At 64.0% G+C, this 9,843-nt stretch carries 10 protein-coding genes; 5 read left to right on the top strand and 5 right to left on the bottom strand.

Features of this window, described 5'->3' with window-relative positions:
* Window positions 1-380: 380 nt before the first annotated feature.
* From AWH62_RS15910 to AWH62_RS15895, 4 genes are read right to left on the bottom strand one after another with little or no spacing between them, the layout of a single operon-like run.
* Window positions 381-881 (bottom strand): hypothetical protein, encoded by a 501-nt coding sequence (locus AWH62_RS15910; protein ID WP_075191472.1) that lies wholly within the window; start codon window positions 879-881, stop codon window positions 381-383.
* 57 nt (window positions 882-938) lie between these two features.
* Window positions 939-1,478 (bottom strand): DUF1254 domain-containing protein, encoded by a 540-nt coding sequence (locus AWH62_RS15905; RefSeq protein ID WP_075191471.1) that lies wholly within the window; start codon window positions 1,476-1,478, stop codon window positions 939-941.
* Entirely contained in the window at window positions 1,475-2,047 is a 573-nt protein-coding gene (locus tag AWH62_RS15900; RefSeq protein WP_083635259.1) for a DUF1214 domain-containing protein, read from the bottom strand. Before AWH62_RS15900 ends, AWH62_RS15905 begins: the two co-directional genes overlap by 4 nt.
* Before the next feature lie 47 nt (window positions 2,048-2,094).
* Window positions 2,095-3,795 (bottom strand): hypothetical protein, encoded by a 1,701-nt coding sequence (locus AWH62_RS15895; protein WP_075191470.1) that lies wholly within the window; start codon window positions 3,793-3,795, stop codon window positions 2,095-2,097.
* A gap of 168 nt (window positions 3,796-3,963) precedes the next feature.
* Between AWH62_RS15895 and AWH62_RS15890 the strand changes: the two genes are divergently transcribed.
* The 4 genes from AWH62_RS15890 (at window position 3,964) to AWH62_RS15875 (ending at window position 7,052) form a co-directional block, all read left to right on the top strand.
* The gene (locus tag AWH62_RS15890; protein WP_075191469.1) at window positions 3,964-4,674 is read left to right on the top strand and encodes a response regulator transcription factor; all 711 of its coding nucleotides are present in this window, start codon (window positions 3,964-3,966) and stop codon (window positions 4,672-4,674) included.
* 10 nt (window positions 4,675-4,684) lie between these two features.
* Window positions 4,685-6,307, top strand: a complete 1,623-nt coding sequence (locus tag AWH62_RS15885) for a stimulus-sensing domain-containing protein (RefSeq protein ID WP_075191468.1) — start codon at window positions 4,685-4,687, stop codon at window positions 6,305-6,307.
* Window positions 6,308-6,372: 65 nt separating this feature from the next.
* On the top strand, window positions 6,373-6,780 hold the full coding sequence (locus AWH62_RS15880; RefSeq protein WP_075191467.1) for a PTS sugar transporter subunit IIA: 408 nt from the start codon (window positions 6,373-6,375) through the stop codon (window positions 6,778-6,780).
* On the top strand, window positions 6,777-7,052 hold the full coding sequence (locus AWH62_RS15875; protein ID WP_075191466.1) for an HPr family phosphocarrier protein: 276 nt from the start codon (window positions 6,777-6,779) through the stop codon (window positions 7,050-7,052). Before AWH62_RS15880 ends, AWH62_RS15875 begins: the two co-directional genes overlap by 4 nt.
* A 69-nt stretch (window positions 7,053-7,121) precedes the next feature.
* On the opposite strand, the gene AWH62_RS15870 is transcribed toward AWH62_RS15875, so the two are convergent.
* On the bottom strand, window positions 7,122-9,191 hold the full coding sequence (locus AWH62_RS15870) for a hypothetical protein (protein ID WP_075191465.1): 2,070 nt from the start codon (window positions 9,189-9,191) through the stop codon (window positions 7,122-7,124).
* Between the two features lie 256 nt (window positions 9,192-9,447).
* Between AWH62_RS15870 and AWH62_RS15865 the strand changes: the two genes are divergently transcribed.
* A complete protein-coding gene (locus AWH62_RS15865; RefSeq protein WP_075191464.1) occupies window positions 9,448-9,843 on the top strand; it encodes an energy transducer TonB in 396 nt (131 codons plus the stop codon).

The raw sequence follows: 9,843 nt of genomic DNA, 5'->3' as shown, positions 1-9,843 counted from the left end.
ACCGAGGGCATTATCGCTTGCGGTGAAGGGGGGCGGATAAGTTTGGCTGAGTTTTCTCCCCACACACCGTCATCCCGGCGCACGCCGGGACCCGGAATGCGACGCAAGCTGTTGCCAGGCTTGGCGAAATCGCGTGTGCGAGGCTGGGTCCTGACTTTCGTCAGGATGACGGTTTTAAAGGCGCTGGGCGGGGATAAGCGGCGCGTTTCTCCGCCTTGCCTCTCCAGCCCCCGCAAACCCAAACCATTTTTCCCGGCCGCAGCCTCGCAAAAGCGGGGCGGAGAGCCGGGACCAGCGAAACCCTCCGGCACGCGATGAGTCTCCCGTCGGTCCCGGATGGCGCTGCGCGCCTCCGGGAAAAATGAAACGGGGAGTCCTGTTCAATCAAACGCGGCCTCAACCGGCCAGTCTTCGCTCTGCGTGCGCCACAGGATCGAAGCGATTTTCCAGTCGCCGTCGATCTTGAACAGGGTGATGTAATTGACCCCGATCAGGAAGACCTCTCCGGTGACGCCATTGACGCCCTCATAGGCCGAACGGGCATACGCAATCTCGCCCCATTGGTCGATCTCGGTGCGGGTGGCGCGTTCGGTGAAACCGTTCTCGACCAGCCACGGGCCCGAGCGTTCGATATAGTCATCCAGGGTGATCACGCTGCCGGCGCCATTGCCGCCCTCACCGGCGCCCACAGCGCCCATGGCAGCGCCCTCCATGAACATGGCGCGCATGGCGTTGAAATCGCGTTCCTGCCCGACCGGGCCGGAAATCACCGCATAGAGCGCGTCGATGGTGGACTCGATGTCGGCGGTATCGTCCTGCGCTGTGGCAGGTGTGGACATGGCGACGGATGCGGCCAGCGCGGCAATCAGAGTGGTGTTCATGGCTCTCCCCGGCATGATGGCGGGGAAAGTCTCGCCAGTACGGTCGGCAAAGGCAACTTACTGATCGGCCATCTGCGTGCAGGTGAAGCCCTGACGCTCAGTCTCGGCGGCGGCGAGGTCGGTGCTGGCGTCGATCACCCGGCGGTAGAGGATGAGGCCCGTTGTGGTCGGTGACCAGGCGCTCTCGTCCGTTCGTTCCGGAATATCGGAGTCAAATGGTCGCGCCAGGCTGATTGAGGTCGACAGGGCTTCGGCATCCCGGTCGTTGATGGCCCGGAAATTATTGGTGTTGGCGTCGTAAAAGCTCACCGACGCGTAATTGCCGTCGGCGGGCCATATCGCCGCGACACGGATCGGCCCATCGGTGAGGTCGAAGAGGCAGACCGAGTAGAGAATGTCGGGGCTGGCGCGGACGATGGTCTGGTTTTCGGCGGTGACACGCGGTGCGTGGCGTGCACCGTCATTGTCGCCGCCAAGGCTTTCGATCCGGTCCATTGCGCGTGCCATGATGCGGCCGGGCAGGACATGCAGCGTCACGGCGGCGCCGATCAGCAGGCCAAGCATGTAGGGCAGAAAAGGCAGACCGCTCCGCTTCATGTGTCGCCCTCGCAACCGATCCGCTCGATGCGCGGGAAGTCCAGACTATCGAGATCTTCCAACACGATCGGGTCAGGGTGATAGAGGCGCAGCGTCAGCGAGAACAGGCCGGCCTGGTCGGTGGCGATGGCGCCCGGACTTGCTTGTCCGACCGGAATGACCACGCGCCCGTCGCCATCGACGTCGACAGAGCGGCTGTTGACTGCATGGCGATCCAGCCCGTTGCGCGGCAGGAAGCTGTCCTCGTCATAGATGGTGATCGACCACCAGCGGGCCGGCGGGATCTCACCGGTGATCTCGTAGGCGCAGCGTTCGCTCAGATTGAGATCGTTACTGTCGCGTGTGGCCGTGAAATAGACGGCTTCCTCGCGGGTCAGGGCCAACAGGCCGCGACGCGCGACCAGTGCACGGGTCAGCGGATTGGCGTCACTTGACCCGATATGCGGATTGGTGATCCACGGACCATTGCTGACGCCGCCGATCTCGATCGGACTGAAGACCAGGGTCGCCGCCAATACGGCGCCGCAAACCAAACCAATCAGAAATGTCAGAACATGCCGCAGGGTCATGCCCGGACCCTAGACGCATTGCCACAGGACGGGAAAGCCAAAACCCGTCAGCTCGCCTTGGCTTGTCGCTGGCTGAGTTCCTGCAGCATGCCCTGGATCTGGCGCAGCTTGGGGCGTCCATCTTCGGCCTGCGCTTCGCTGAGGCCGACCGCCGACTTGAGATGACGCAGGGCGCGCGCCTGGGCGTCGGCCGAGCAATTTCCGATTGGCAGGGCGCCGCCCGTGGCCAGGCGCAACAGGCCGGTCGCCTTGTCCAGCGCTGGCCGGTCGCCGGCCTCGACCATGTTCAGGATCTTGCTGTCGTCGACGATCTTCATGCCGAGCGCGTCGAAATTGGCCGCCAGCTCCAGCTTGTCGCGCTCCGGATATTTGCCCTTGAGGATTTTCGCCTGCTGGGCGGTCAGCTTGGCCAGTCGTTCCAGCGGCTTCGCATCGCCGCGGACATACCAGGCATCGGCGTTCGGCGATCCCAGGGTCGAGCGGATATAACCGGCCAGTTTTTGCTTGTTGGCTTCGCCGACCAGATTTTCCTCCAGCGCAATGAGCCGGTCCAGATCCTCGTCGGCACCGCGTGAGTGACGCAGCAGCTCGTCGATGATTTCCGGCTGCAACAGGCGGGCCGAACGGGAGGCGAAGGCCTTGATCAGGGCGTCGGCCGGCAGCGTGCTGTCGGCGCAGATGACCAGGCGGCTGGCCAGATCCCGCGCCAGGCGCACCTCGTCGCGCACGCTGGTCGGGCGCAGGCGTTTGGGGCGTTCCAGGTCCTTGAGGATATTCGCCGCTATGGCCGCCCGGCAGGCGGGGAGTGCCCTGCCCTTGATCTTTTTCGCGAGGCGTTTGGCGGCGCTGGGAGCGAGATTGAGTGCGTCTGCGGAATGGTCGCCATCAAACAGGCAGGCCAGGCGTTCCAGCGTTTCGCCGAGATCCTTGCATTTGCCCAGCAGGGCTTCGCGACCGGCATCAAAGGCGATCACTTCGGCGATATAGTGATCGACCTCGTCGAGCGCGAAATTCCGCGCGTCTTCGGCCTCGGGCAGGCTGTCGCCCATGTCGAGCAGGGCTTCCAGCTTGTCGCCATATTTTTTCTCATGGCGCAGCCGGTCGGCCATGGCGGCGCGCAGCGAATAGGCGCGGCGGTCCCGCTTGTGAATCTCACCCGCGATATCGGCGAAGTTCGCCTTCTTGGGATATTCCGGCAACCGGTTGTCGCGACCATCCTTGTAGATGCGGGCCAGTGATTTCTGGACCAGCTCATTGAGCTGTTTGACATAGCCATGCACGCCGGCATCGCTGTCGCTGGCCGAGGCGATGGCGACTTTCTGGACGGCGTGTTGCAGTTCGGTGCCCGACGCTTCGAGATTCTCCACCAGGTCCGGCCGGTGCAGGAGTTCCATCGGGATGGCCTGGACCCGTTCCAGCCAGTTGGTGAGCACCCGGCGGATCGTGTCGCGGGCATGCGGTTTGGACAGGTCATCCGGTGTCAGGCACGGCAAGCGTGCCTCGCCGGTCTTTTCCTTCTCCACGCCCATGGTCTCGGCGCCGCCCTCGAAAATCGGCACCGAGCGGAATTTGCGGTGTTCCTTGTCGAAGGTTTCCTTGGTCACGCGGACCGAGGCGTCCTTTTGCTTGGCGATCAGCGAATGGGCCAGCCGAATGGCCTGGTCGCGATCATCGCGCGCCTCGCTGAGCGTCCAGCCCGACTTGCGGTTTTTCTTGAAGAAGACTTCGTAATGGATATCGCCGGGCATGCACCAACTCCCCTGGAGCCTTATTGATGGCACAAAGAGGCTTAAAACCGAGTGAACCATGCTCCTGATTCATCAAGGGAGCTTGGCGTGTCGACCCGGCCGCGGCTATGGTTCCGGCACGCGGATCAATTCCGACCGGATTTGTCCGGGTCAACGCGCGGAGATGGCATGGCGACGATTGCACTCGTGGATGATGATGAAAACATCATCACATCGGTTTCGATCTTTCTCGAAGGGGAAGGATATCATGTGCGGACCTATAATGACGGGGCCTCTGCGCTGACCGCCCTGACCGAGGATCCGCCGGACCTTGGCATCTTCGATATCAAGATGCCGCGCATGGATGGTCTGGAATTGCTGCGTCGTTTGCGCCAGTCCTCCAACCTGCCCGTGATTTTCCTGACCTCGAAAGATGACGAGTTCGACGAGGCGCTTGGCCTCAATCTCGGCGCCGACGATTATATCGCCAAACCCTTCTCCCAGCGTCTTCTGGGCGAGCGGGTCAAGGCCGTTCTGCGCCGTGCCCGCCTGTCCGGCGATCCGGTCGGCACGATCGGCCTGGAGCCGGGCGACAGCAAACCGCTCGAGCGCGGCAGCCTGCTGCTCGATCCGAACCGTCACGCCTGTTCCTGGAAAGGCGAGCCGGTGCGTCTGACGGTGACCGAATTCCTGATCCTGCAGGCCCTGGCGACCCGGCCCGGCTATGTGAAGAGCCGGGACAATCTGATGGATGCCGCCTACGATGATCAGGTCTATGTCGATGACCGGACGATCGACAGCCACATAAAGCGTATCCGCAAGAAGTTCCGCGAAGGCGACAAGAGTTTCGACGCGATCGAGACGCTGTACGGCGTGGGTTACCGCTATAAAGAAGACTGAGACGAGCTCTGTGACGTCGGGATTGCGGCGGGCCGGCGCGCTGCTCCGCAGCCTCGCGCCGCGCCCGTCTTCGCGTCTGGCCCAGCTGATCCTGATGGCGAATTTCGTCGCCCTCGGCGTGCTTGTTGTCGGCATGCTGGCGCTGACCGAGACCCGTCGCGGCCTGGTCAATGCCAAGCTGGATTCGCTGCGGGCGCAGGGCGAGTTGATTGCCAATGTTCTGGCCGAGGGCGCTTCCGACGGAGCGCCGGCACCGGCGTTGCGAAACGAGGATGCCCGCGCCATCCTGCGCCAGCTCTATGTGCCCGAGGAATCGCGGGTCATCGTGTTCGACAAGGGCGCCTCCATCGTTGCCGACAGTCATTTGCTGGCCGATGTGTTCGAGACCACCCTGCTGCCGCCGCCGGGCGCCCAGCGGGCGCCGATCACCGACAGTGCCCGCTCCCTGCCGGTGCAGTTGCTCGATGCCCTCGCCAATCTCCTGCGCTCGTCGGAAGAGCGCGAAGCGATGGGCCGGAACCTGCGTGATGAAGTCCGCCAGGTCATCAATGGCGAGACCGTGGGCGGGGTCCGGCGTGAGGCGGACGGACGGCGCGTTGTTTCGGTTTCGCTGCCGATCCAGCCGGTCCGGGCGGTGGTCGGTGTGGTGACGATCGAGAGTTATGATCTCGATACGCTGATCGAGGCCGAACGGCGCGCGCTGCTGCCTTTCATGATCATTGCGGCACTGGTGACGGCGATGTCCTCATTGGCCCTGACCGTCTTCATTGCGCGGCCGATCCGGCGCCTGGCGCGAGCCGCGCGCGAAGCGCGTCGGGCCGGCGGACGACGCGTGACCATGCCTGACCTGCGCAGCCGCAATGATGAGATCGGCGAGCTGGGCGTCGCCCTCTCGGACATGACCGAGGCGCTTTATGACCGGCTTGATGCGATCGAGAGCTTTGCCGCGGATGTCGCCCACGAGCTGAAAAACCCGCTGACCTCGATCCGGTCCGCCGTCGAGGTTCTGCCCAAGGCGAAAGATGCGGAGCGGCGCGACCGGTTGCTGGCTGTGATCAGTGCCGATGTCGGGCGTCTGGACCGTTTGATCACCGATATCTCCCGCGCCTCCCGGGTCGATGCCGAACTGGCGCGCGAGGATGTCAGCCGCTTTGATCTTGCCGATCTGCTGGCCGATCTCGCGACCTCCTACAATGAAGCCGGTGACAAGCCGGCGATGATCCGGCTCGACCGTCAGCTCCGCTCGGCCTTCGTCATCGGACGTGGCGATCCGCTGGGGCAGGTCTTCCGCAATCTGCTCGACAATGCTTTGACCTTCTCGCCGGAAGGCGGCGAGGTCGTGATTTCCCTGCGGCGCGGCCAATTGGATGGCCGTTCCAGCCTGAAAATCCATGTTGATGACCAGGGCGCGGGCATTCCCGACGACAATCTGGAAGCCGTGTTCGAACGTTTTTACACCGAGCGGCCGAAGGGTGCCGCCTTTGGCACCCATTCCGGTCTCGGGCTGGCGATCTCGCGTCAGATCGTCAAGGCGCATGGTGGCACCATCTTGGCACGTAATCGTCGCAACCAGGCCGGCGATGTGGTCGGCGCCCGCTTCACCGTCGAGCTTCCGGCCGCCGATGCGGACTGACAAATTGAGCGCCGCATTGCAAAAAGACGCTTCCCCCTCAACTCAAGCCGCGTTTAGATGATCACATGATCGGAGTCGTCGTCGTCAGTCATGGCCGTTTGGCCGATGAATTTGTCGCTGCCACGGAACATGTGGTGGGTCCGATGGATGCGTTGCTGGCTGTCTGCATTGGCCCGGACGATGACATGGAAAAGCGCCGTGATGATATCAAACAGGCGATCGAGGACGCGGATCGCGGCGAAGGCGTTTTGATCCTGACCGACATGTTCGGGGGCACGCCGTCCAATCTCGCCATCTCCCTGCTGGAGCCTGGCAAGGTTGAAGTGATCGCAGGTGTGAATCTGCCGATGTTGATCAAGCTGGCCGAAGCGCGCTCGCGGGCCGACCTGGACAGCTTGTCGCGCATGGGCGAAGACGCCGGCAAGCGCTATATCGCGATTGCCTCCAATGTCCTTGAAGGCGCCGGCAAGTGACGAAAGTCGCGCGCAAGGTCACCATTTGCAATGCGCGTGGCCTGCATGCCCGGGCGGCGGCAAAATTTGTCGAGTTGGCCCAGGGCTTTGACGCGACGATCCACGTCTCGCGCGATGGCGAGACGGTGAATGCCGACTCGATCATGGAATTGCTGATGCTGGCTGCCGCCAAGGGTTCCGTTATCGGGATTGAATCCGAAGGGCCCGACGCGGAACGCGCTGCTGACAGTCTGACCGAGCTGGTTGAAGCCCGTTTCCACGAAGACGAATAGGCCGATACTCGCGGACACAGCGCACAGAAAAAAGCCCGCCGGCCTGGCGGGCTTTTTTCGTTGTGGCGGCTATTCGGCCGGCGTGCGGTCCAGGTCGATTTCCGGCGCCCCGGGCGCATAGTCATTGCGTCCTTCCGATGTCATCATCGGGTCCTCGGCCAAATCCATCAGTGGATCATCGACGATTGTGGCGCTGTCGTCGCTGGCGGCAGCAGACGGCGGCGGCGTGACAGTGTCGGCCTCTTCGGACGCACTCGGGGAAAGCTCGGCGGCCTCATCATCGCTGATGGACTCGTCGGCCGCGTCGGTTCTGGCAGCCTCGGCCTCGTCATTGCCCGGCATGGGCGGCGGCGGTGCGACCGGCATGGTGCGTTCATCATCGAGATCGGCCGCTGCCAGCGGCGCGGATTCGTCGGCCTCGCTGGCGGCTTCCGACGGCGTCGTTTCAGCAGCCGTCAGGGCTGCGGCCGCGGCAACATCATCGAGGCTCGGCAGGTCATCATCCAGCTCGACTTCGGTGCTAACGTCAGCGTCGTCTTCCGGATCACCGCCGACTTCGTTGTCGACCGCCGCGACGATTGCTGTCTCTTCGGGCGTGTCCGGTGTGTCGGCAGGCGAGCCGGTTATGGCGTTGTTCTCACTTGTCTCGACGGTCTCGCTTGTCTCACCCGCCTCACTTGCCGCAACGGTCCCACTTGCCGCAACGGTCTCGCTTGTCTCACCCGCCTCACTTGCCGCAACGGTCCCACTTGCCGCAACGGTCTCGCTTGCCTCAACGGCCTCAACTGTTCCGCTTGTCTCAACGGCCTCACTTGTCGCAACCGTCTCGCTCGTCTCGACGGCCTCGCTTGCTGCGACGGTGTCGGACACGTCGGTTTCAACAATCGCCGGGGTTGGTTCGTCTGCGGCTTCCGGCGATTCGATCTCTGCACTTGCGGCGTCGGCAGCCGCTTCAGTTTCGCCGGCGTCTTCCGGGATGGCAGCTTCGGCGCTGTCGCTGTCCATAGCGTCATCATTGGCGGCGACCGGGGCGGCCGGCAGGAGGTCGTCCTGGGCCGGGGCTTCGGCTTCGCCGGACGCATTGGCCGCCGCGTCATCCTCCGCCGGTGCGGCGGTGCTGTCGTTCGCGGAACGGGTGTCTGGCGCGTCGGTGTCGGTCTCCCCGATCTCCGTGATTTCCGCCGTCTCGGAATCGGCTTCTGCGACCTCCGCCTCGTCGCCATGAGCAGCGGCTGTCGCTGCAGCAATGGCCGCCGATGCGGTGACGCCGGCGGCATCGTTTCCGCCAGAGGGACGCACACCCTCATGCGGCGGATTGCGCAAGGCGTGTTCTGCCAAACGTGCGACGCGGGCGTTGAAGCGACCGCCATCGCGGATACGATTGACCAACCCGCCCAGCATGAAGAGGCCGAGGCTGCCACCGATTACGGCCAGCGTGGCCAAGGCAGATCCCAGTATCGTCCCGGTGGCGAGCGCAAGCAGGGCCAGGGCCGGAATATAGATCAACCGCCAGGAACGACCGGCGAAGGCGAGCAGCGCGACCAGCCCGCCGGCAAGGGCGAGGCCCCATTCGGTGAGCTGGGCCATCGGCACCAGGCCGAGCGAGGCGATGGTGTCGAGCAAGCCGGTCGGCAGGGCACTCTCCAGACGCCAGCCGGACAGGCCCGGCAGCAGGGCCTGCATCTCGGCGAAGACGTCAAAGGCCGGGACGGAGGCCATCAGCCCGCCATTGACCTCGGTCAGGAAGCCATGGATGGCCGGCCAGACGGCAGCAATGCCGACCAAGGCCAAGGCGAGGACGGACAGCCACCAATTGAAGCCACGGGTCACGCCGGAGCGGGCCAGCAAGCCGGTCGCGTCGGGGGCGGCCCGCATCCATGTGCCGCGGGTGTGATTGACGATGGCGGTCGGTCGCGAGCGGCGGTTCGGTCCGGCCTGGACCCGGAGCACGCTGGCCGTATCGCCCGGCGCCAAGGCATTCGAGCGCTCCAGCAAGCGAACGTCATGGCTCATGCCATCGGTGTCCGTGACGCGTCCGGTACCGTCATCGGAGGCGGAAACTTCACCCGATACCGTATAGAAATCGATCCGGCGGGCCCCGAAGGACTGGCCTGCATGCGCGGTCGGTAACAAAGACATGGCTTGACGCACCTCTAACAACAAAATGCCTGTCCGATTGTCCCAAATCGGCAGGCCCCTCACCCATTTCCCGTCAACTCTACAAGTTTGATGCCGGAAATAGAACGGGCTTCCGGCATTCTTTAAGAAATGTTCAACATCCGTTCCGCCAGGGCGCGCTGAATGGATGCTTCCGCCGGGGCAGGCGAGCCGCTAGCTTGCCGCCATGCGAAGCCTTGTCATTTGCCTCTGCCTTGTCCTGACCGCCTGCGGCGGAATGCCCACGCTGGACCTGCCGGGCGTGCCGCGTCCCGGACGCGGGCCGTTCATTCCGCGCGATGAATTGCCGGTGCCGCCCAATGTCGAGCGGATGATGGGGCCGGAGGATTGTCGCGGTTCGACGCTGGCGGCGGTTTCGGCAAGTGTCCCCGATTATCCGGCACGGGCTTGGGACCGTGGTCGTCAGGGCTGGGTCGTGGTCCGGTTTCACGTCTATTCCGACGGCAGTGTGCACCGCGCACGCGTGCACCGCGCCGTGCCCGACGGGCCGTTCAACCGGGCGACCGAGCGGGCCGTCTCGAACTGGCAGTTTGCGCCGCTCGACGGTGTCGACATCCTCGAGAACTGCGTCGTGATGTTCGAATTCCGGGCCGGCGAAGTCCATATCCGCTGA

This window comes from Maricaulis sp. W15, from assembly GCF_001924955.1.
In the GTDB taxonomy this organism is placed as follows: Bacteria; Pseudomonadota; Alphaproteobacteria; order Caulobacterales; family Maricaulaceae; genus Maricaulis; species Maricaulis maris.
Note: the sequence above shows the minus strand (reverse complement) of the source record. Positions and strands in the feature narration are given on the sequence as shown.

Excerpts from the sequence above, each read along its gene's own strand:
- AWH62_RS15870 (WP_075191465.1), bottom strand. The coding sequence starts at position 9,191 with ATGTCTTTGTTACCGACCGCGCATGCAGGCCAGTCCTTCGGGGCCCGC.
- AWH62_RS15880 (WP_075191467.1), top strand. The coding sequence starts at position 6,373 with ATGATCGGAGTCGTCGTCGTCAGTCATGGCCGTTTGGCCGATGAATTT.
- AWH62_RS15900 (WP_083635259.1), bottom strand. The coding sequence starts at position 2,047 with ATGACCCTGCGGCATGTTCTGACATTTCTGATTGGTTTGGTTTGCGGC.
- AWH62_RS15895 (WP_075191470.1), bottom strand. The coding sequence starts at position 3,795 with ATGCCCGGCGATATCCATTACGAAGTCTTCTTCAAGAAAAACCGCAAG.
- AWH62_RS15905 (WP_075191471.1), bottom strand. The coding sequence starts at position 1,478 with ATGAAGCGGAGCGGTCTGCCTTTTCTGCCCTACATGCTTGGCCTGCTG.
- AWH62_RS15890 (WP_075191469.1), top strand. The coding sequence starts at position 3,964 with ATGGCGACGATTGCACTCGTGGATGATGATGAAAACATCATCACATCG.
- AWH62_RS15910 (WP_075191472.1), bottom strand. The coding sequence starts at position 881 with ATGAACACCACTCTGATTGCCGCGCTGGCCGCATCCGTCGCCATGTCC.
- AWH62_RS15865 (WP_075191464.1), top strand. The coding sequence starts at position 9,448 with ATGCCCACGCTGGACCTGCCGGGCGTGCCGCGTCCCGGACGCGGGCCG.